At 68.7% G+C, this 19,708-nt stretch carries 17 protein-coding genes and 2 pseudogenes; 8 read left to right on the top strand and 11 right to left on the bottom strand.

The window, feature by feature from the left end; genetic code table 11:
• Window positions 1-7: 7 nt before the first annotated feature.
• The 5 genes from WMF22_RS46135 to WMF22_RS46115 form a co-directional block, all read right to left on the bottom strand.
• Window positions 8-1,342: an outer membrane protein assembly factor BamB family protein gene (locus WMF22_RS46135; protein ID WP_438033880.1), complete on the bottom strand. Its 1,335-nt coding sequence runs from the start codon at window positions 1,340-1,342 to the stop codon at window positions 8-10.
• Window positions 1,343-1,424: 82 nt separating this feature from the next.
• A complete protein-coding gene (locus WMF22_RS46130) occupies window positions 1,425-2,177 on the bottom strand; it encodes an SDR family oxidoreductase (protein ID WP_437296185.1) in 753 nt (250 codons plus the stop codon).
• Between the two features lie 103 nt (window positions 2,178-2,280).
• Complete coding sequence (locus WMF22_RS46125) at window positions 2,281-2,865, bottom strand: TetR/AcrR family transcriptional regulator (RefSeq protein WP_438033879.1); 585 nt, start codon at window positions 2,863-2,865, stop codon at window positions 2,281-2,283.
• 87 nt (window positions 2,866-2,952) lie between these two features.
• Window positions 2,953-3,834, bottom strand: a complete 882-nt coding sequence (gene sigJ, locus WMF22_RS46120) for an RNA polymerase sigma factor SigJ (protein WP_437296183.1) — start codon at window positions 3,832-3,834, stop codon at window positions 2,953-2,955.
• Window positions 3,835-3,839: 5 nt separating this feature from the next.
• The gene (locus WMF22_RS46115) at window positions 3,840-4,862 is read right to left on the bottom strand and encodes an NAD(P)H-dependent oxidoreductase (RefSeq protein WP_437296182.1); all 1,023 of its coding nucleotides are present in this window, start codon (window positions 4,860-4,862) and stop codon (window positions 3,840-3,842) included.
• 143 nt (window positions 4,863-5,005) lie between these two features.
• Here WMF22_RS46115 and WMF22_RS46110 point away from each other — a divergent pair.
• The 3 genes and pseudogenes from WMF22_RS46110 to WMF22_RS46100 all read left to right on the top strand — a co-directional run.
• A pseudogene (locus WMF22_RS46110) lies at window positions 5,006-5,173 on the top strand (lipase family protein); the annotation flags it as partial.
• 60 nt (window positions 5,174-5,233) lie between these two features.
• Complete coding sequence (locus WMF22_RS46105) at window positions 5,234-5,515, top strand: hypothetical protein (protein WP_438033878.1); 282 nt, start codon at window positions 5,234-5,236, stop codon at window positions 5,513-5,515.
• A gap of 236 nt (window positions 5,516-5,751) precedes the next feature.
• A pseudogene (locus tag WMF22_RS46100) lies at window positions 5,752-6,030 on the top strand (PAS domain-containing protein); the annotation flags it as partial.
• On the opposite strand, the gene WMF22_RS46095 reads toward WMF22_RS46100, so the two are convergent.
• Both WMF22_RS46095 and WMF22_RS46090 read right to left on the bottom strand, forming a co-directional pair.
• Window positions 6,002-6,433, bottom strand: coding sequence for an OsmC family protein (locus tag WMF22_RS46095; RefSeq protein ID WP_437296180.1), 432 nt, complete (start codon window positions 6,431-6,433; stop codon window positions 6,002-6,004). The pseudogene WMF22_RS46100 and the gene WMF22_RS46095 sit on opposite strands and share 29 nt — an antisense overlap.
• A 435-nt stretch (window positions 6,434-6,868) precedes the next feature.
• The gene (locus tag WMF22_RS46090; protein ID WP_437296179.1) at window positions 6,869-7,321 is read right to left on the bottom strand and encodes an FG-GAP-like repeat-containing protein; all 453 of its coding nucleotides are present in this window, start codon (window positions 7,319-7,321) and stop codon (window positions 6,869-6,871) included.
• A 610-nt stretch (window positions 7,322-7,931) separates the two neighbouring features.
• Here WMF22_RS46090 and WMF22_RS46085 point away from each other — a divergent pair.
• Window positions 7,932-9,233: an L-fuconate dehydratase gene (locus WMF22_RS46085; RefSeq protein ID WP_438033877.1), complete on the top strand. Its 1,302-nt coding sequence runs from the start codon at window positions 7,932-7,934 to the stop codon at window positions 9,231-9,233.
• 82 nt (window positions 9,234-9,315) lie between these two features.
• Here the strand turns inward: WMF22_RS46085 and WMF22_RS46080 are convergent, their stop codons facing one another.
• Window positions 9,316-9,882: a YaeQ family protein gene (locus tag WMF22_RS46080; protein WP_437296177.1), complete on the bottom strand. Its 567-nt coding sequence runs from the start codon at window positions 9,880-9,882 to the stop codon at window positions 9,316-9,318.
• Between the two features lie 2 nt (window positions 9,883-9,884).
• Here WMF22_RS46080 and WMF22_RS46075 point away from each other — a divergent pair, with 2 nt between their 5' ends.
• From WMF22_RS46075 to WMF22_RS46060, 4 genes are all read left to right on the top strand, one after another.
• On the top strand, window positions 9,885-10,016 hold the full coding sequence (locus tag WMF22_RS46075) for a hypothetical protein (protein ID WP_437296176.1): 132 nt from the start codon (window positions 9,885-9,887) through the stop codon (window positions 10,014-10,016).
• Between the two features lie 167 nt (window positions 10,017-10,183).
• Entirely contained in the window at window positions 10,184-10,813 is a 630-nt protein-coding gene (locus tag WMF22_RS46070; RefSeq protein ID WP_438033876.1) for a hypothetical protein, read from the top strand.
• Between the two features lie 221 nt (window positions 10,814-11,034).
• A complete protein-coding gene (locus WMF22_RS46065) occupies window positions 11,035-12,762 on the top strand; it encodes a CotH kinase family protein (RefSeq protein WP_438033875.1) in 1,728 nt (575 codons plus the stop codon).
• A gap of 94 nt (window positions 12,763-12,856) precedes the next feature.
• Window positions 12,857-13,420 (top strand): deaminase, encoded by a 564-nt coding sequence (locus WMF22_RS46060; RefSeq protein ID WP_438033874.1) that lies wholly within the window; start codon window positions 12,857-12,859, stop codon window positions 13,418-13,420.
• A gap of 78 nt (window positions 13,421-13,498) precedes the next feature.
• On the opposite strand, the gene WMF22_RS46055 is transcribed toward WMF22_RS46060, so the two are convergent.
• The 3 genes from WMF22_RS46055 to WMF22_RS46045 all read right to left on the bottom strand — a co-directional run bounded on the left by WMF22_RS46055 (window position 13,499) and on the right by WMF22_RS46045 (window position 19,514).
• Window positions 13,499-14,026: an RDD family protein gene (locus tag WMF22_RS46055; protein WP_437296172.1), complete on the bottom strand. Its 528-nt coding sequence runs from the start codon at window positions 14,024-14,026 to the stop codon at window positions 13,499-13,501.
• Between the two features lie 143 nt (window positions 14,027-14,169).
• Window positions 14,170-17,340 (bottom strand): hypothetical protein, encoded by a 3,171-nt coding sequence (locus WMF22_RS46050; protein WP_438033873.1) that lies wholly within the window; start codon window positions 17,338-17,340, stop codon window positions 14,170-14,172.
• A gap of 560 nt (window positions 17,341-17,900) precedes the next feature.
• Entirely contained in the window at window positions 17,901-19,514 is a 1,614-nt protein-coding gene (locus WMF22_RS46045; RefSeq protein WP_438033872.1) for an AIPR family protein, read from the bottom strand.
• Between the last annotated feature and the right edge of the window lie 194 nt (window positions 19,515-19,708).

The raw sequence follows: 19,708 nt of genomic DNA, 5'->3' as shown, positions 1-19,708 counted from the left end.
CTTGGCTTCATTCACCTGCTCCTGAACGCCTCGCGCCGGCCATCGCGGCGTCCACCGGCCTCGTGCCGGCCGCTGCGGCCTCCGCGGGCCTCGAGGGGGCCGCCGCGACGGTGAGCCCGTCGGCCTGCACCACACACGCCTGGATCGGCCGGCCGAGCGACGCGCGCCCCGCCACGGCCCCGCGCTGCGCTTCGAGGAACGTGATCCCGCCGCGCGCGTCGCACAGCGCGAAGCCGCCCGCGTAGGCGGCGCCGCCGAGGAAGTCGGCCTCGCCGGCGTGGGCCCAGGCGAGCGCGCCGGAGCGCGCGTCGAGGCCGACCGCGGCCCGGTAGTACGTCGCCACGTAGCGCTCCGCCTCGATGCCCGGCGGGCCGGCCGCGCGAGGGCGGGCGTAGAGCCGCGCCCTGTCCTCGGCCGAGGCGGCCAGCGCGAGCACCTCGGTCCCTGCGGTCATCCAGACCGGCGCCCCGGGCAGCTCGCGCGCCGGCAGCCGCGCGGTCGACGCGCGCCCGGCCGCGCCGAGCCCGATCGAGGCGTCGAACCGCGTCGCCGCCTCGCCGCCGAAGAAGACCACCCCGCCGAGCAGGAAGGCGTGGCTCACCTCGGTGCGGAGCAGCGCCCGCGCCACCTCGCCGCCGGTCTGCAGGTCGAACACCGTGACGTAACGCCCCTGCCAGGGCAGGAACGCGTAGCGCCCCACGACCGCGGGCACGCCGATGGCGGCGGAGTCCTCGATCTGGCGCAGCACGAGCCCCTCGCGGCTCACCGCGAGCACGACGCTCCTGGTGCCGGTGGTCGACACGAGGGACACCACGGTGGTCTCTCCGTCGTCGCCCGCGCCGCGGAGCCTGCCGCCGGCGCGCCGCTTCCAGAGCAGCTCCCCGGTGCGCGCGTCGAGGGCGAACAGCTCGCCCCGGCCGAGCCCGACGACGACGCTCCCCGCGACGGCAGGGCGCGCGTCGAGCGGGTGCACGAAGGTCCACGCCGGGCCGCCGTCGAGCGGCACCCCGACGAGCTCGGGCGCGGCCGCGCCGGCGACGACGCCGACCGCCACGTCGGCGCCGAGAGGGATGCGCCTGCCCGCGAACCGCCGCTGGAAGGCCGCGATGCCCGCGCCGCCGTCGTCCTTCCAGCGCGGGTCGAACGCCTCGCCCTGCGTCTGGCCGCCGCCGCAGGCCACGGACAGGGCCGCGAGCGCAGCGCACACAGCGACGAGCGGCGCGCGGGCGCGGGCGGCGGCGCAGCGCGGGCGCGGGGCTCGTCCGCGGGCCGTGGCCGGAATGGCCCAGTTCGAATCGATGATCTCGGGCACCTGCGCCCACGTTCCGGCGATCCCCCGCATGCGATGTGTTCCTGCGCCGGTCGTAGCGTGGCTTCGGCTCACCGAGCAAGCGAGGCAGGTCCCTGCGAGCAGCGCTGGCAGCTCACGCCGAGAAGGCGCCGTCGATCGTCAGGCTCACGCCGTTGATGTAGGTCGACTCGGGCCGGGCCAGGTAAGTCACGAACCGCGCGATCTCGTCGGGATCGGCGATGCGCTTCTCGGGGCTCAGGTTGCGCACCCAGTCGACGTGCGGGCCGTCGGCCGGCATCATGTCGGTCGTCGTCGGGCCAGGCTGGACGTTGATGACCGAGATGCCGCGCGGGGCGAAATCCAGCGCCAGCCCGCGCACCAGACGGGCGACCGCGGCCTTCGTCATCCCGTAGACGGCCGAGCCGGCGAGCATCGCGCGCTCGGCGATGTTGCTGCCGATGACGAGGATCTTCCCGCCGCGCGAGAGGTGATTCGCCGCGGCCTTGGCGGCGACGAACACGCCGCGCACGTTGACGGCGAGCATCCTGTCGAAGTCCTCGAGGCGGTATTCGTCCGCATTGCCGAAGATCAGGATGCCGGCGTTGTTCACGAGGACGTCGAGCCCGCCGAGCGCCCTCGCGCCCTCGGCGATCGCGCGCTCGAGCGCGCTCGCATCGGCGCTGTCGGCCTGAAGGGCGATGGCGCGCCCGCCCCCGGACTCGACAGCCGCGACGAGCTCCCGCGCCCGGTCCGGCCGGCTCACGTAGGTGAAGGCGACCGCCGCGCCCTCCCGCGCGAGGCGCTTCACGATGGCCGCGCCGATGCCGCGCGATCCGCCGATGACGATCGCCTTCTTCCCTGCGAGCGGCCCGATGTCGTTGTTCATGCTGAGCTCCTTTGCGTCGTTGGCTGCTGTGCTTCGTTTTACTTGAACGATCAGTCAAAAATAGCGCGCGGCGAGGGCGCGGTCCGGCGCGGCCGCCGCGCGATCAGCGCGGGCGCAGGCTCTGGACCGCGAAGGCCGCGACGTCGCGGAGGGCTTCGGTCGATGCGCCGGCCTTGGCTTGCACCCTCATCCCGCCGAGCGTGGTCGCGAGGAAGCGAGCGGCCGCGCGGCTGTCGACCGCGCAGCCGATGTCACCCTTCGCCTTGCCGTCGTCGATGACGTCCTTGAGCACGGTCTCCAGCAGCGCGACGCTCGTCGCGGTGAGCGCGCGCACCTCGTCGTCCTCGCGGGCGAGCTCGCAGACGGCGTTCACGCCCATGCAGCCGCGGGAGCGCGCCGCGCCGTGCTCCTCGGCGAGGTCGATGAGGACACGCTCGAGCGCCGCGAGCGCGGTCGGTCCGGCCCGGAGCGCCTTGATCACCGAGGCGATGCTGTCGGCGTTGTAGGCGCGGAGCGCCTCGAGGAACAGCCGTCGCTTGTCGCCGAACGTGTCGTAGAGGCTCTGTCGGCCGATCCCCATGGCACGGACGAGATCCTCGGTCGAGGTGCCGGCGAAGCCCTTCTCCCAGAAGACCGGGATGGCGCGCCGGAGCACCTCGTCGCGATCGAACTCCTTGGGCCGGGCCACGGGGAGAGCATGACCGTTCTGGACTGCCGGGTCCAGAAAAAAAGAGCAGGGCGCCGCGCCTGCTTTCCCTCGCCGGGCCCGCGCCGCTCAGCCCGCCTCAGCGAGGAAGGCTGCGAGCTTCTCCGGGTTGCGGTGGGCATAGACCCCTCGAATCACGCCCTCGTCGACGATCACGCTCACGGCGGCGATCAGCCGACCGTCGTCGTGGACAAGGAGCCCCGGGGAGCCGTTGAACCACCGCACCACGAAGCGGTAGCGGCCATCGGGATGCGCCGTGGCGCTCCAGACGCGGGCGAAGAAGGTGCTCACCGCGTCCGCGCCGCGGAGCACATGGGTCACCGTCTCGGCCTTGCCGCCCCCGTCGGCGTGGAGCTCCACGCCCTCCGCGAGCAGGCTGCGGAGCTCGTCGATCCGGCCGGCGCGCGCGGCGTTCAGGAACGCGGTCAGGAGGCGCTGGTGCTCGGTGGACGACGCCGCGAACTTCGGCCGCGCGTCGCGGACCCGCGCGCGGGCACGGGAGGCGAGCTTCCGGCACGCCGCGCTCTCTTTGCCGAGCAGGGTGGAGATCTCGTCGAAGCTGTAGCCGAACACGTCGTGCAGCAGGAACGCGGCGCGCTCGTTCGGCGTCAACCTCTCGAGGGCGTGCATCAGCGCCACCGAGACGGTCTCGTCGATCTGCGGCTCCTCGTCAGGGCTCCGCGACTCCTCCATCAACGGCTCCGGCAGCCAGGTGCCCACGTACGTCTCTCTCCGGGAACGCGCCGATTGCAGCGTGTTCAGCGCGATGCGGCTGCACACCGTGACGAGCCACGCACGCGGGTCGCGGATCGGGTCGATGTCTGTCTGGCTCCACTTCAAGAACGTCTCCTGCACGATGTCGAGCGCGTCGGCGCGCGTGCCGAGCATCCGGTAAGCGAGCCCCTCGAGGAGGGGGCGGTGGCTCTCGAAGAGACGCGTTCGGTGATCCATGACGGTTACTCGATGGCGTTGGACATCAGCACGGCGAAGCGCCAGCCCTGCGCCGTCCGCCGGAAGACATGCGTGTACTTCTGCCGCGCGGCGAAGACGCCCGCGGCCCCGCCGCGCCGCATGGCCACCTCTTGCCGGCCCACCTCGACGGCCAGGTCGCCGCTCCGCTCGATCCGCTCCGGCGTCTTCCTGAACGACGCGAAGCTCGCGCTCCGGAAGAGCTCCGCTTCGCACGCGAGGAACCGCTCGCGGCCGGAGACGACCTCGTGCCCCGGGATCAGGAGCTGGATGTCGTCGGCGCAAAGCGCCGCGTAGGCCTCCGCGTCGCCCCGCTGGATGGCAGCAGCCTGCGCGGCACGCAGCCCGCCGATCTCCCGGCGATCTTGCTCGGTGAACGGCCCGAGCCACACCGGCTCTCCAGGAGAGGCGAAGAGATCGTCGATCTCGGCCCGCGCGCGCGCGACGCGACGCGACCGAGAGGCCTCGTCTCCGCTCATCCCATCCAGCGAGATCACGTCGACCTTCGTGACGCCGATGAAGGCCAGCATCGCCCGCAGCGTGCGGGTCTGAAGCTCGTCCTCGGCGGCGGGCGAGGCGACGCCGCCGCGCGCCGTCACGACGGACGCCGACTTGCTGTTGAGGAGCCCCACGTAGCGCCCTTCTACCTGTGCAAACGTCCGGTCATTGCGGATGACGTGATCGAAGTAGGCCTTGAGGGTCGATGGCAGCGTGAGGTTGTACAGCGGGCTGCTGATCAGCAAGTGATCGGCCGAGCTCAGCTCATCGATCAAGGCGTCGGACAGCACGAGGCCCTCGGGCGGCGGCCCCCCGGAAGGCGGCGGGGGCGCGAGAAACGCAGCGATGGTCGCGGCGTCGAGGTGTGGCACCGGATACCGGGCGAGGTCGCGAACGATGACGCGGCCGCCCGGATTCGATTCTGTCCAGCGTACCTGGAAATAGTCCGCCACGCTCCGCGAGATCGACCCTTGCGTACGGGCGCTTGCATCGATTCTGAGCAGTCTCTTCATGTCCTCTCCCGGTGGGGTCCGCTACGAGGACAAGGCAGCCCCCCGGAATGTGACCGCCGGCGCAGCACGAACGCAGGCGCTCACGCCCGGCACGTCAGGTCCGCCCGCGCCGCCAGGCGCCCCTTGCGCCAGCGCAGCGGCGCATCGGCGGGCACAGCCTGGGCGGCGCACTCGCGGTCCTGGCCGCCGCGGAGATCCACCGGGATCCCCTCCTCGCTCCCCTCCAGAGGAAGGTCCGCGGTATCTACACCTTCGGCCAGCCCATGGTTGGCGATGCGGTGTTCGCGCAGACGTGCGACGATCGGTTCGGAGAGAAGCTTTTCCGGCACGTCTACCGGCGCGACGCTGTACCCCAGTTCCCGCCGATCACGATGGGGAAGTTCGCGCACTCCGGGCAGCTCTACACCGCGCCGCCGCTCGACACCGGCTGGGCTTTGCAGCGCACGCAGACGAGCGCGAACGGGCTGCTTATCGGCAGCGAGCAAGCCCTCGCAGGGACAGCGGCGCTAGCGCTGGGGGCCATCGCCTGGCTCAAGGACCAGCTCCCCCTCTTCTCGTGGCTGCCCCTGCCGTGCTCGCTGGGGGATCACTCCCCGCTCAACTACCTCCGCACATCCCTCCAGGTCGTCCCTGGCTCCGAGTTCCGCCCCTGAGCGGCGCGGTGCCAGCATGGCGTAGACAATGTTGCATAGTCGAGTGAGCTCGTTGGATCTGCTGGTTTTTATAGGCGGAACTTTGGACCGCGGAGCGTGGCCTATCCTCACGCCGTGAGGATATCCAAGCGATGACCAGAGCCGAGGTTGACACCGAGGTCGCCGAGCTGCAAGTCCGGGTGGCGGAGCTCGAGCACCAGCTCGCGCAAGTCCGGTAGGAGCGGGACGAGTACGAGCAGATCGTGCACCGCGCGCCTGCGCTCATCTCGCGGCTCACACCCGACGGGCGGGTGGTGTACACGAACACGACCTGCGAGCAGATCATCGGCTACAAGCTCGAAGAGGTCATCGGCCAGGAGCTGCTCCCGATACTGACCTTGCTGTCGGGCATCTCGCGGTCCCAGGCGAGCACGGCGATCCCGCCTGGGAGCGGCCTCCGGCCTCGCAAGGCCCGCTCCCTGGCAATCACACCCCCTCACCGACCTCTCACTCGATCAACGTCGCATCGAGGGTGATCTCGGCATTGAACAGCTTGGACACCGGACACCCGGCCTTGGCCATGCCGGTGAGCTTCTCGAACGTCGCCTGATCCGCGCCCGGGATCTTGGCCTTCAACGTCAGATGAACAGCGGTGATGGCGAAGCCCCCTTCCACCTGCTCCAGCGTGACCTGCGCCGAGGTGTTCATCTGTTCGGCGGTGAGCTTGGCTTCGCCCAGGATCAGGGACAGAGCCATCGTGAAGCAGCTGGCATGGGCGGCGCCGATCAGCTCTTCGGGGTTGCTGCCACGCTGCCCTTCGAAGCGGCTGGCGAACCCGTAGGGATAGTCCTTGAGCGCGCCGCTCTCGGTGGAGATGGATCCCTTGCCATCCTTGATTCCACCTTGCCAGGCCGCCGAACCGTTCCTCTTGATCTTCATCTCTAGCTCTCCTCGGTCGAAGCGCGAGCTCTGCGGTGCGCGCGCGGGTGAAACAGCGGACACCGAATAGCGCGGCCGAGCCACCGGCGCAAGTGACATGGGTGCAGCCCCCACGTTGCTACGGCGTTTCGCATGGCTTCATGACCGGCAACGCATGATTCAGGACGCCGTCTTCATTTGCCTCTTCGCATCGTGCGTGACCGCTGGCACCGGCTTCGGCACGAACCGGAGTGAAGCACGGCGCGCGAGGTATGACTCGAAATCTGCCCATAAGCGCCTGGAGGTGCGCGAGCACGGTGCCCCCCTCGCCAGACGACGGCGGAGCGACTCCGACGGGTCCGGTTGCGCGACCTCGATCGGCAGGTGCGGGAACCAGCAGGATCGACCTTGCGGACGCCGCGTTCCGATGATGCCTTCTCCCCGACAGCCTCTCGCTCAGGGCACCGTCGTGTTGAGCAGGAGCTGATTCGCCTGGCTATAATTCCCCAGCATGAGATCCAGGTCCCCGTCGCCATCCATGTCGCCGACGTCTCCGTCGGCCGTCAAGAGGAGGGTCTGGGTGAGCCAGGGGGCGTCGATCTGGTCGAAGTAGCCGCCGGCGTTCCTGTACAGCGAGTGCTTGCGCGACAACATCGAGGGGATGTTGCCCCGCAGCATGACGATGTCCACGTCGCCGTCCGTGTCGAAGTCGCCGAGCTCGACCTCGCGAGCGTCGGCGTCGTAGGCGTGCGCGCTGATCCGGCTCGCCGTCACGTCGGCGAAGTACCCGGTCCCGTTGTTCGAGAGCAGGACAGTCTGATCTCCGCCTGCGGGGGCGAACACCAGATCCAGGTCCTCATCGGCGTCGAGGTCCGCAGCCTCGACGTCGACCGATCCGAATCGTGCCATCGCAGCTGCATATCAATGCTGCGGCGGCGACCCATCGTCCACGTTTCATAAGATTCTCTCGCTGATGCCCGAAGATTGAACCAAGATGGAAGTCGGCAGATCCACGATGGAGGGCATTCAGGGGGCGTGCTGCATGACGTGCCTGTCGCCGTCCCGTTTGACGCCGGCCCGCGTGTCGGGCGTGCACCGGGTGCCAGGCAGGCATGGCAATGCTCATGCCCGCCGGCTCTGCAAGCGCGACCATGTCTCTCGGCCGGCTTCTGTCGCGAGGGCGGGCGTGAGGTGGCGCGATGTCACGGTGCGACGGCCCGCTGTCGCGTGACAGTGTCACGTGACAGTCACGGGACACGAGCCGGCCCGCCGCTCCGGCCCCCGGCTGGCCTCGACGAAGCACGTCTCCGGCTTCGGCCGCGGATTGTGGATGACGCGGCGCATCTCCGTCCCAGCCGCAGCCTCCGCCGATCGCCCGGATCCGCCGTACGCGGCGCGTGCGCCTGCCGCACGAGCCGGTCGATCAGGGGTGTGGGGTCGTGCTCGGCTGGGCTCCATCGGCATCTGACACACGAGGCTATGCCCGCTGTCCGGCGTAGCTCACACGAAGGGGGACCCCATGTCCGTGTGCATCACCGATGTCATCGCCCGCGACATCCGCTTTCCGACCTCGCGCTCTCTCGCCGGCTCGGACGCCATGAACCCGAGGCCGGACTACTCGGCGGCCTACGTCGTGCTCGAGACCGATGGCCCGGAGCGGATCGCGGGGCATGGCCTGACCTTCACGATCGGCCGTGGCAACGAGCTCTGCGTGGCGGCGATCGACGCGCTCCGCCCCCTGCTCGTGGGCAGGCGCGTCGACGCCATGACGGCCGACATGGGCGCTTTCTGGGACGAGATCACCGGCGACAGCCAGCTCCGCTGGGTCGGCCCGGAGAAGGGGATCATCCACCTGGCGACGGCCGCCGTCGTCAACGCCGCCTGGGATCTGTGGGCGAAGACCGCGGGCAAACCGCTCTGGAAGCTGCTCGTGGACATGACCCCGGAGGAGCTCGTCCGCTGCGTCAGCTTCCGCTACATCACGGACGTGCTGAGCCCCGAGGAGGCGCTCGAGATCCTCCGCCGGAACGCGCCTACCCGCGCGGCGCGGGAAGACGAGATGCGGCAGCACGGCTTTCCGGCCTACACGACCTCGGCAGGGTGGATCGGCTATTCCGACGACAGGCTGCGCCAGTTATGCCGCGAGGCGCTCGCGCGCGGCTTCTCCCATTTCAAGATCAAGGTCGGCGCGAGCATCGATGACGACGTCCGCCGGGCGCAGATCATCCGGGAGGAGATCGGGGCGCAGCGCCGGCTCATGATGGATGCCAACCAGGTGTGGGACGTCGGCCAGGCCATCGCCAGCATGCGGCGCCTCGCCGCGTTCGATCCGTGGTGGATCGAGGAGCCCACGAGCCCCGACGACATCCTCGGCCACGCCGCGATCGCCAGGGCGATCGCGCCGATCGGCGTGGCGACGGGGGAGCACACCCACAATCGCGTCATGTTCAAGCAGATGTTCCAGGCGGACGCGATCCGGTTCTGCCAGGCGGACGGCGCCCGGCTGGGCGGCGTCAACGAGGTGCTCGCCGTGCTGCTCATGGCGGCCAAGTTCGGCGTCCCGGTCTGCCCTCACACCGGCGGGGTCGGCCTCTCGGAGATCATGCAGCACATCTCGCTCTTCGACTACATCTGCGTGAGCGCGTCGCTCGAGGATCGCATCCTGGAGCATGTGGATCACCTCCACGAGCACTTCGTCGATCCGGTCGTCGTCCAGGCCGGCCGGTACATGCCGCCCACCGCGCCGGGGTACAGCACCACCATGCGACCCGCGTCGCTCGATCAGTTCGAGTTTCCGACCGGCGCGGCGTGGGTGAAATGAGGCTGGCTGATGAAGTGCCGTGCGCCTGCCAGAGCAGGCGAGCGCGCCTGAGGGCAAAACCTGGCCGCTTGCCTCGACGCCATCACGGCTCTTCGAGCCGCGAGCGGACGACCTCGCCGTCGAGCGTGCTGCCGTCGGCCTCGATATAGAGGTGATCGCCCACGATCGTGACCGCCCATTTGCGCCGCAACCCCGTGTTCTCCGCGAGCGCGGCGACGAGGCGGTGGTCGACGGTGGAGAGCGAGATCGCGCCGGTGACCTTGCTCGCGCGCGAGGCGGCCTCACGCGCGCCGGACACGAGCTCGTCGCGCCGGCGCGCGTCCGAAAAGAGCGCGTGAACGGCCACGCCCGGGTTGTGCTGCACGACTCTCTTGAGCTTCTCGAACGGCGCCGCGCCGCACTCGATCCACGTGAGGACGCGGCCCGCGGGATCGCGGGTCCAGAGGTCTGCCGCCTCGGCGTCGCAGAGCCCTGGGCCGAAGGCGAGGCCCTCCTCGTGAAAGAGGCAATACGCGAGCACCCGCAGCATGACGTGCTCGGCGCTCTCCGACGGGTGGCGGGCGACGATCACCCGCTCGCTCGCCTCGCGGCCGCGATCGACGTGCGAGAGGTCGATGCGGAAGTCCATTCGCGTCGAGGGGAGTGCCATCGATGCTCCCGCTAGCCTCGATGCGCCGCGCCGCCGTCGCCGGACGCGGCTTCGGGCAGCGCCGCTGCCTCTTCTCGTCGCTCTCGCCGCAGGCGGGCGCCGAGCACGACAACCCCTGTGTTCAACATCGATGACCTCCGGAGCGCGCCGCTGTTCGCATCGCGCAGGACCGTGCTCCAGCCGAGTACCACGCGAGCGAAGGAGAGCCTATCTGGAACGTGCCTCACGGTCACGCGCTTCGCGCGGATCTCCCTCGCACGGCGTCGCGATCGTCGGCCGGTGATGGTATAGGGCCTTGTCCATGATGTCCCGCCGCGCCGTGATCGCCGCAGCCGGCCTGTTCTCCGCCGGCGCGCTCGCCCCGGGCCTGGCCCGCGCGGCGGGGCGCGTGCCCGCGCCGCTCCCGGCGTTTCCCCTCTCGATCGCGGTGACGGAGGAGGAGGCGGGGAAGCCGGTGCGCGACGACGCCTGGATCGACGCGCAGGTCGCCGAGGCGGTCCGGCTGTTCGAGCCCGCCGGTGTGGCGCTGCGCAGGGTCGCCTCGCGCGCGCTCGCCCCGCGGTTTTCGCGGATCGAGACGCGCGAGGACCGGGACGCGCTCGCCTCGGCGATCGAGGCGCGCCGGATCAACGTGATGGTGGTCGCGTCGCTGCGGGACGTCGACGATCCGCGGCGCTTCCGGATGGGCGTGCACTGGCGGCACCGGGCGACGCCGGAGCGGCGCTTCGTCATCCTCGCGGCGAACGCGCGGCCCACCGTGCTCGCGCACGAGCTCGGGCACTTCTTCGGCCTCGGGCACAGCGGCGTCGACGACAACGTGATGAGCTACACGCGCACCGGAGCGCCCGTCTCCTTCGACGCGGCGCAGATCGCGAAGATCCGGTCCGCCGCCCGCGGGTACGCGTCGAGCAAGGCGTTCGAGCCCGCCTGAAACGGGACCTCCGCTCGAGCGCGCCGGGGCGCGGCCCCGCTGCTGCCGCGCTCGTTCGCCCCCCCGCCGCGCAGCCCCCGCCCCGCGCGGCATCGTACCTACTCATCACGAACCATCCGACATACGCAGGACTGCATGGATTTCGGCCCGATTCGAGGAGGACGCGAGGCCCATCACGCGCTCGTTCGAATTCACGAGCGACCCGAGTAAGCTGTGCGGGAATGTTCTACGTATCGAAGCTCGCGGCGCTGCGCGTCGCGGGGGTGTTCGTGCTGGCCTCGCTCGGGGGCTGCTCCAGCGAGGCGCGCGATGACGCGAAAGCGCCTGTGCCTGCGCCTGTGCCTGCCCCGAAGTCGCTGGCCGTCGTGTTCACGCCGAAGGGAGGCACCTTCCAGACGTCCGAGCCCGTGGAGCTCACGGTCGAGAACGAGCGCGCCGTTGTGCACTTCACGACCGACGGCTCGCTGCCCACCGCGAGCTCGCCGGTCTACGTCGAGCCGCTCGTGCTCACCGCGTCCACGCGGGTGCGCGCCCTCGCCGTCGTCCCTCACGCCGCGCCCTCCGGAGAGGGGGGCAACGGGGGGGCGGGCAGCGACGGGGGAGCGGGCGGCGACGGGGGAGAGGGCAGCGACGGGGCCGACCTCCTCGGGCCGATCGCGAGCGAGGCGTATTTCAAGGTCGCCGCCGACAGCGCGGAGTTCAGCTCGGAGCTGCCGATCATCGTGATCCACACCTTCGAGTCGAAGCAGCTCGACCCGCTCGAAACCGAGTTCGTCCCGGCCACGTTCATGCTGCTCGAGCCCCAGGATGGGCAAACCAGGCTCCTGGGCCGCGCGAGCTTCGATGGCCGCATCGGCATCCACGTCCGCGGCGCGACGTCTCGCGAGTTTCCGAAGAAGCAATACGCCGTCGAATTTCGTGACGACGCGCTGGACACGGATCTCGACCGGGAGTTCCTGGGGATGCCGGCGGACTCCGACTGGGTGCTCAGCGATCCGGTGAGCTTCGACCGCTCGCTGATCCGCAACGCGCTCGCCTTCGAGATGAGCAACCGCATCGGCCGGTACGCGCCGCGCACGAGCTTCGTCGAGGTGTTCCTCGTCGACTCGGGGGCCGACGTGGCGAAGAAGAGCTTCCTCGGGTTCTACACGGCGATCGAGAAGATCAAGCGCGGGAAGGCGCGTGTCCCGGTGGCCAAGCTCTCGGCCGACGATCTCACGGAGCCGGACGTGACCGGCGGCTTCCTCTTGCGCATCGACAAGGGCGAAGATCATTTCAAGGCCGCCGGCCAGGACCTCCAGTTCGTGTACCCCGACCCGGAGGACATGCTGGCCCCCGCGCGAAGGCCGCAGCTCGACTACATCCGCAGTTACATCGACGACTTCGGTCAGGCCGTCGACGCGGACGACTTCAAGCAGCCCAGCAGCGGCAAACACTATTCGAGCTTCATCGATCAAGACGCCTTCATCGACCACAACATCATCAGCGCCCTGACGAAGAACGTCGACGCCCTGCGGATCAGCACGTACTTCTTCAAAGATCGACAGGGCCTCCTCTCGGCCGGCCCCGTGTGGGACTTCGACCGGAGCCTCGGAACGCCCTACGATGGACGCGCGTTCGAGCCGGAGGAGTGGAAGCTCGAGGGCTCCGACGGGACCGACTACTTCACCGAGGGCTGGTGGGGGTCGCTGTTCCGCGATCCGGCGTTCAAGGCGCGGTACAAGGAACGATTCTTGGCGCTGCTCCAGGGCGAGCTCGCGCCCGACGAGCTCGACGCCATGGTGGACGGCCTGGTGCGCAAGGCGGGAGCTCCGGCCGTGGAGAGGAACTTCGCGCGCTGGCCGGATTCCCCGCCTCTCGATGGGTCCCACGACGCCGAGATCAGCCTGCTCAAGGACTTTCTCCGCAGGCGGGCCAGCTGGATTCACGACCAGCTCATGACGTGGTGAACGTGCGTTTCATGAGCACGGCCCACGCGACGTGGCGCGACGTCGCGAACGACTCCCCGTCGCGCAGCCGCCCGAGGGCAAGACCGAGATCAGGATGAGCAACGACCTTGAGAAATGGATGCGCCTGGCGATCGAGGAGGCCGAACGGGCGCGCGGAGGAACGGGCGACAACCCCTGGGTCGGCTGCGCGATCGTGAGCGCCGCCGGGGAGCTCCTCGGCAGCGGGCATACCCTGGGGCCGGGTGAAGATCACGCGGAGATCGCCGCGGCACGCGCGGCGCACGCGCGCGGGCTCAGCGTGGTCGGAGCGACGCTCTATTCGACCCTCGAGCCCTGCTCGTTCCACGGCCGCACGCCGGCGTGCTCGCGATCGATCGTCGAGCGCGGCGTGGCCCGCGTCGTGATCGGGATGAACGACCCGAACCCGCGCGTCGACGGCGAAGGCGTTCGCATCCTGCGCGAAGGGGGCGTCGAGGTCGTGGAGGGCGTATGCGAAGCGGAAATCCGCCGGCAGCTCGGGGGTTGGGTGATCGAGCACCATCCTCACGAGCCGCTGCGGCGCGCGCTGGCCTTTCCGGCGTCGGACCGCGTCCCGCGGCTCGCGGAGATCTACGGCGTCGATCCGTCCCGAATCGAGGCGCTGCTCGCGAAGCGGTAGAGATCGCACAGAGATCGCGTAGAGCAGGGCCGATCCGGCGCGCTGCACGCCCGCCGCTCGCTCGTGTGCCGCTCGGGCCTACTCGCTTCGGTCCAGCTTCACGACGCGTGTGCCCGCGATGTGATCATGCACGCAGCGCCGATCCTTGCGAAAGATGAACACCACGTTGACGAGGCTGAGGACGCCGCCCACGTACGGGATCAGAGCCACGACCGACATCGGCAGGAGCCGCCGCAAGACGATCGTGCCGAAGGCCGCGCGCTTGCCGTCGCTGGCGTTGACGATCTGTATGCCCAGCGCCTTCTTGCCGATGGTCTGCGCGCTGCGGGCGAGGAACGCGCCGTGCAGCGCCAGGGTGATCGCGAACCCCGCCAGCGCCCACAACAACGACTGCGGAAACGGCTGCTCGGCGACCTTCGGAAAGTCGCGATAGACGCCAGCAAAATACTGCAGCGGGACGATGATGATAAGGGCCAGAACCCCGTCGATCATCGCCGCCCAGAAGCGCGACATGCGCGACGCGCTGCGTTCGTCGGCTCGCTCCGAGTCAGCCATCGGCTCGAGCGCGGTCGGCGGTTGATACGGGTTGGGAGCGGATTGGGCCATGGCTCATGGAACGCCGACCGCAGCCGCGCGTCAATTGGCAACCGGGGTTGCGTCCGTCGCTGGTAACGAGACGCTAACGAGACGCTAACGAGACGCAACCCCCGTCCCGCAGACCACGCCGGCGCCGGCCGCGCGAATCGAAGCTAGGTGTCCGCCAGCAGCAAGCGCTCGGCGGCGTCAGCGTGCATCGCGCGGATGGCGTCGAGCCGAGCGCGCCATGCGGGGCTGTCTCGGAGCTGCTTCTCGACCTGCAGCGACAGCTCGGCGGCCGACAGCGCGGCCGCCAGCCCGCCATGCTGGATGAGCCAATCGATCAGGGAGGCCGCGAGCCCGGAGTCCTTCAGCTTGCCGGTGGAGGGGATCCGACGCGCGGGCTGTTCGTCCACAAGGGCCAGATACTCCGACCATAGCTCCGCGGCGAACCTGACCTCGACGAGATCGACGTCGAGGATCTCCTTCAGCGAAGCGGCGGCGATGAGGCGCAGGCCAGCAGCCTTCTGGGCCAGGCCGAGCGCGATCCGGAACGCCCGTGGCCTGGGCGCGAGCCGCGCCAGCCGGGCCGCGGCCCAGGTCTGGCCGCCGCTCGCCGCGGCGACGAGCCGGGCCAGCGCCGCCTGCCAGTGGGGTAATCCGGCGTCGTCGGGAAGGCGGCTCAAGGAGTCGACCGTCTGGACCAGGACGCGGCCGGAGGTGCGCGCCTCGGCGAGGAGCCTGGTGGCCAGACCGAGCCCTTCCGAGCACAGGTCATGCTGGGCAATGCAGACGCCCGCTGCCGTGGAAGCGATGCGCTCGTCGCCGCATTCGACCAGCGCCTCGGCCAGGGCCACGAAGCCGCGAGCGACCGCGGGTCGCGCCTGCGACTCGTTTGGAAACAGGAGCCTCGACCCGGGGTTGAGCAGCGGCCACGGTTCCGGCACCGTCGTGATGCCGTCGATCAGCACCTGTCGGACGTCGGCCTGGTCGACGAAGCGCAGTAGCCCCGCCAGGATGTCCGGCCGGATGCTGGGGTGCAGGTCCTCGGACCGCCACGCCTCCATCAGGAGGTCGCGCGCCTCCACGGTCGCAGCGGCTGAGACCCTGCCGGCGGCGTTCTTGCGGTTGACCACCGCGCAGCCCTTCGACAGCAGCAGCTCACGGTACGGCGCCAGATCGAACGGGCCGGGCATGCGCTCGGAAAGCACGTTGAGGGCGCTCATCGCCGCGCGCCCCACCACGCCGGATCTTCGCGCGCGCTCCAGGAACAGCCGACGGAGCTCGGCGGTCGGCGGGGCGATGCGGGCGCACCGCGCCAGGATCGCGGCGGCGACCGGCCCGGCCGATCCCGACAGCAGCTCGAGCAGCAGCGGCGCGTCCTCGACCCGGCCGATGGCCTTGACGCGCCTCGAGAGATCGAGGCTGGCGTCCCGCGCCACCCGCAGGAGATGCTGCGTGAAGCGCCTGCGCTGGGAGGGCGTCCACCGCCCGGGGGCCGATCGTGAGATCGCCGCCACCAGATCGGTCTTGTGGGGATCGGTCGTGTCGTCCCGATCCAGCAGATCGTCGACAAGGGCAGTCTCCTTCAAGCTGATCTCCGGGACGTACCCCATCACCTCGTCCAGCGGCCCGCCGCACGTGGCGGGCTTGCGCGGAGGCCGCGGCGCCTTCGGTGCTCTTCCGAGGAGCAGGTCCACGATGAGCCGCTCCGCCTCGGGCTCGTAGCGACCGACCGCCACCGGTCCCAGCATGGGTGTGGTGCCGTCGAGGCGCACGCCCTCGTAGGCCGCATGGAGCTGGGCGGCGACACCTTCGGTGATGCGCAGCGGGCTCGGCAGAACCTCCATGGACGGCGGCTGGTGACCAGGCGCCGGCGCCTTGTCGGCGCGCCAGCGCACCCGGGGGTCCAGGCGAATCTGAACCAGGAGCCCGAGCAGCTGCGCCGCGCGTGTGATGCTGTCCCGGAGGATCGCTTCGCCGATGGCCTTGTGCACGGCCCGCTCGGCGTGGGCCAGGGTGGTTGCGTTCGAATCGCGCGACTGCACGGTGGTGAGCAGAGCGTCCCTGTACGTCTGCACGGGGATCTCCGAGACCTGGCGATCGGACAGCTGGGCCAGCTCGGCCATGACCAGATGGCGCCTGGCGCCATGCCATGCCGGCTCCACCTCGGCGAGGACGGACGCGCAGGTCGCCGGGTCGGCGCCGCGGCGGAGCGAGCGCACCAGCGCAACCATCCGCGCCGCGCGCTCGCCCCGGTCGCTGGCCACGCCCAGCGCCTCGTGCTCGGATCGCAGCTGGGCGAGGTCGAGGTGCTTCTCGAGGGCCCGAAGCCGCTTGCGCCGGGTGTCCGAATCGACGGGAGGACTCAGGGCCGCCGCCGTGAGCCGCGTGACGCTCGCCGGTGGCATCGTGGCCAGCCGCGCCTCCATGCCAGGACGGGGCGACCATGCGGCCGTGGCGGCCTGTTCCAGCTCGGCGCCAAGGAGACGTTCGCGCTCGGTGAGGGGCAGGAAGCGGAAGAGCGGATCGGCGGAGGCGTCGAGGGGCTTGCACCGGCTCCGGAGCTCCAGCACCTCCTCGGCCGGCAGCGTCGAGATCGGCGGCGATCTGGAGGGAAGCGGACCGCTCGCGAGCGAGACAGTCCAGTCGTTCCGGCGCAGGACCTCGAGCAGCCCGGCCGGGCAAGCCATCAGAAGGGCGTGGATCGCCCTCGCATCCAAGGCATCCCGCCGCACCAGCAGCGCCAGGGCCTCCCTGGGATATCGTGTGCAGAACAGCGTGGCCTCGTCCGCCGTGATCTTGCGCCTCGTCGCCAGCGCCACGCGAAGGCCCCGCTCCGGCGCGCGCGTCAAGAGCTCGCGCCACGCGGCCTCGTGCTCGGTCGCGTGATGTTCCAGCGTGTCGAGATCGCATGTCGCGAAGAGGCGTGTCGCGAGCTCCACACCATGCCTGGAGATGACCAGGGGAATGACCGCCGTCGCCTGGGCGACGAGGCGGTGCCTTTGCATGATCAGGACCACCCCGCGGACCTCGCGGCGATTCCCCTCGCGCAGCACCTCGAGCAGCGCTTCGCCCGACACCGGCACCCGGCGCGCCGAGGAAAGCGCGGCCCGGCGCATCATGGGGTCGCGTAGCGCCTCCTCGATGCGCGCCACGTCCCGGCGATAGGTCGCCAGGTCCAGCGCCAGCCGCCGCTCGTCGGCGTCGCCCCCATCCAGCGCAGCCATGACTGAATCGGCCGTGGCCTGATCCCAGCCGCGGGCGAGCAGGGCCAGCGCCCGCCCCCGCTTCGCGAAGCTCAGGCTTCCGAGCCGACGGACCTCCGAGAGCGGTTCCACCATGCGCCGAGTCTAGACGAAGGCGACGACCACGTGGGGGGCGTCGCGGCTCCGGCTGGTGCTGGTAGGGGCGGACGGGGTAGCCCACGGCAGTGGCGTCGTGGCGATAGGCCTCAAGGACCGCGTCGTCAACCTCAGCGTTGTGCGGATAGGAAACCGTAGAACTTTCGCCCGTGTCAAGCCGCGCGGGGACGGCGCGCGGTGAGCCATTTTTGGCCCATCAGACACCCGCTTGCCCCGTCGCAGGGCTGGGGCGGCGTGCTTCGGACGCTGCCGTTCCTCGACGACGGCGGCGCGCTCGCCCTGACGGGGGTGGGTCGTGTTCTCAGCTACGCGGCGTCGAACCCGAACGCCATCGGTTCCCACGTTGGGTCGCGTGAGGGTGCTGCCGTTCGCGGGGCTGAGGGGAGATTGAGATGAACGAGGATGCGGCGCACCGCCCTTGGATCCGTGATCGTGGAAAGCGCGCGCATTTTGCGTTCGCATCTCGGGATCGCAAAGCATCGAGGCACCTATCATAGGACGCTAGTCGGAAAGGTTACTCCCCAAGCTAGTGCTCTTCTTCAGCCTGCACGCCCTGCGGCCGAACGCGCCGCAAGGCCGAGATTCGGCAACCCGTGCCTCTGTCGACGCATCGCGGCGACCTTGTTCGCGAGTTTCTGATCGAAGCGCTGGAGGAAGCGGAGCGATCGAAGGGCCGATCTTACGCTTTTGTACTCGTCAATATCAAACGTATTTATCGCAATATCAATATAAATATCAATCGCCTGAGCGCAGTACTTCTTGACTGCACCTCGGAACTGATCGGCATTCATCTGCTTTAACGACACGTTCAAAGGAGCTCGATTAAGATCAGCGACAAGCTTATTCGCACAGTGCACAATCCAGTACGCTCCACCAACCCCAAGAAACGAAGTCATCGTACTGTCCGCGTCTCCCTGCTGCTTCAGATCTGTAAGTCGCTCCTGCCGAAGAGCGTCCGACTGAATCCCTAGTAACCAGGAAAGGTAGACATCCTCCGGCGTAACGTTGTGAGGAAACAGCTCCTGGTAGTGTCTATCGAAGAGCTCCGACTTCTCTTTCACCGCGGAGATTAACGTCTCTGCGGATCGCGCTCCGAGGAACTGCGCGAGCCGATCAAGGCTGATAACCTCGCTCGACTTCAGCTGCCTGCTTCCTTCAGGCTTCGGTGCGTAGGTGATGCCCTCACGCTCAAATGCGTCTCGAAGCCGGAGTTGAACAGCGTCAACCGCTCGAACAGCCCAGATCTTCACCGCGTTCTGGGTGTTATTATATCGAACAATGTCGCCGACCACTCCGCGATTCGCAGCAATGAGACGCACAAGAACCTTCGCGTCGACTGAGGCGTCTGCCCGCGAAACACAGACGGTCGTTTGGCAGCCGTTCACTATACTAAAACGCGTCAGCTTGAACCGGTTCTCCTTAAAACGTCCCTCAGCAAGCGGAACAACTGTATCAGCAACGATCGATATACCATTATTGAGCGCCCAGAACAGCCGGGGTTGCTCTCTTGCCGTCTTAACGATCTGCTCGTTAATCCCCCCGACACGAGTTCCCAAAAAATACCTAACATTGCCTGCAAAGAGACGCTTCTGATGCTCTCTGTAGAGTCGCTTCAACTCTGCTGCCGACGTGGTACCAACGTACGCCGTGCCGTACGCACCTTGCTCCTCAAAATACCCACCCGAAAGGGCAATCGTATCTTCCGGCACGGCGCGGTCTCCAGACTTAACCGCCGAGTACCCATCCAAGACCCCAGCCTTCGAATCGTAAAAGAAAGAATAATTCTTCAAGCTTGTAGACTTACGAGCCGTAGCAAGCGCTCGTGCGATTTGGTCGGAGTGTTCGCCCAAGCTCACAAGACCTAGCACAGCGTCGAAGGTCCCGATGTGAGGTCGGGCCTCCTCAACGGCAGACGCGAGTTCTGTCCTTCCAGCGTCTCGCAGCGTTGACGGACTTTCGAGCACTGGAATCGCTGACAGCAAGGCGTCCCATTTCGATTTTTTCGTAGCCTTGTCACTATTGAGAGGATAGTGGGCCTGAAGAACAACTATCCGCTCGTTGACGTCGTCGCACAGAAAAAAATCGATTGACTGATCTTCCGCGCCATCAAAACTAGCTGCTTCCAACGCACCTTGCTCGTCGACGTCAAGCAAGTTGATCGCGTACCAAGCCGCGAACGCTCGTTCCTCGGAGATACCTGCGCGATCCGCGAGGTGCTTAACAGAGGCACGAACCTCTCTAAGGAGGTCTTCGGCCCCTTGAACGGGCGTAACCGCAGGGCGGCTTTCGTCAGGATTGGGACCAGGTCGCTGCCGTCGAGCCATCGGGGACGAACTTACAGAAGTGC

The sequence above is a fragment of the Sorangium sp. So ce204 genome (assembly GCF_051526795.1).
Classification (GTDB): Bacteria; Myxococcota_A; Polyangia; order Polyangiales; family Polyangiaceae; genus Sorangium; species Sorangium cellulosum_B.
This window is presented reverse-complemented; position numbering and strand designations above follow the sequence as displayed.

Bases quoted from the DNA above. Each gene is read 5' to 3' on its own strand.
- WMF22_RS46050 (WP_438033873.1), bottom strand. From the start codon at position 17,340: ATGGTGGAACCGCTCTCGGAGGTCCGTCGGCTCGGAAGCCTGAGCTTC.
- WMF22_RS46095 (WP_437296180.1), bottom strand. From the start codon at position 6,433: ATGAAGATCAAGAGGAACGGTTCGGCGGCCTGGCAAGGTGGAATCAAG.
- WMF22_RS46065 (WP_438033875.1), top strand. From the start codon at position 11,035: ATGTTCTACGTATCGAAGCTCGCGGCGCTGCGCGTCGCGGGGGTGTTC.
- sigJ (WP_437296183.1), bottom strand. From the start codon at position 3,834: ATGGATCACCGAACGCGTCTCTTCGAGAGCCACCGCCCCCTCCTCGAG.
- WMF22_RS46080 (WP_437296177.1), bottom strand. From the start codon at position 9,882: ATGGCACTCCCCTCGACGCGAATGGACTTCCGCATCGACCTCTCGCAC.
- WMF22_RS46105 (WP_438033878.1), top strand. From the start codon at position 5,234: ATGGGGAAGTTCGCGCACTCCGGGCAGCTCTACACCGCGCCGCCGCTC.
- WMF22_RS46135 (WP_438033880.1), bottom strand. From the start codon at position 1,342: ATGCGGGGGATCGCCGGAACGTGGGCGCAGGTGCCCGAGATCATCGAT.
- WMF22_RS46085 (WP_438033877.1), top strand. From the start codon at position 7,932: ATGTCCGTGTGCATCACCGATGTCATCGCCCGCGACATCCGCTTTCCG.
- WMF22_RS46060 (WP_438033874.1), top strand. From the start codon at position 12,857: ATGAGCAACGACCTTGAGAAATGGATGCGCCTGGCGATCGAGGAGGCC.
- WMF22_RS46090 (WP_437296179.1), bottom strand. From the start codon at position 7,321: ATGGCACGATTCGGATCGGTCGACGTCGAGGCTGCGGACCTCGACGCC.
- WMF22_RS46115 (WP_437296182.1), bottom strand. From the start codon at position 4,862: ATGAAGAGACTGCTCAGAATCGATGCAAGCGCCCGTACGCAAGGGTCG.
- WMF22_RS46130 (WP_437296185.1), bottom strand. From the start codon at position 2,177: ATGAACAACGACATCGGGCCGCTCGCAGGGAAGAAGGCGATCGTCATC.
- WMF22_RS46070 (WP_438033876.1), top strand. From the start codon at position 10,184: ATGATGTCCCGCCGCGCCGTGATCGCCGCAGCCGGCCTGTTCTCCGCC.
- WMF22_RS46075 (WP_437296176.1), top strand. From the start codon at position 9,885: ATGCTCCCGCTAGCCTCGATGCGCCGCGCCGCCGTCGCCGGACGCGGC.
- WMF22_RS46055 (WP_437296172.1), bottom strand. From the start codon at position 14,026: ATGGCCCAATCCGCTCCCAACCCGTATCAACCGCCGACCGCGCTCGAG.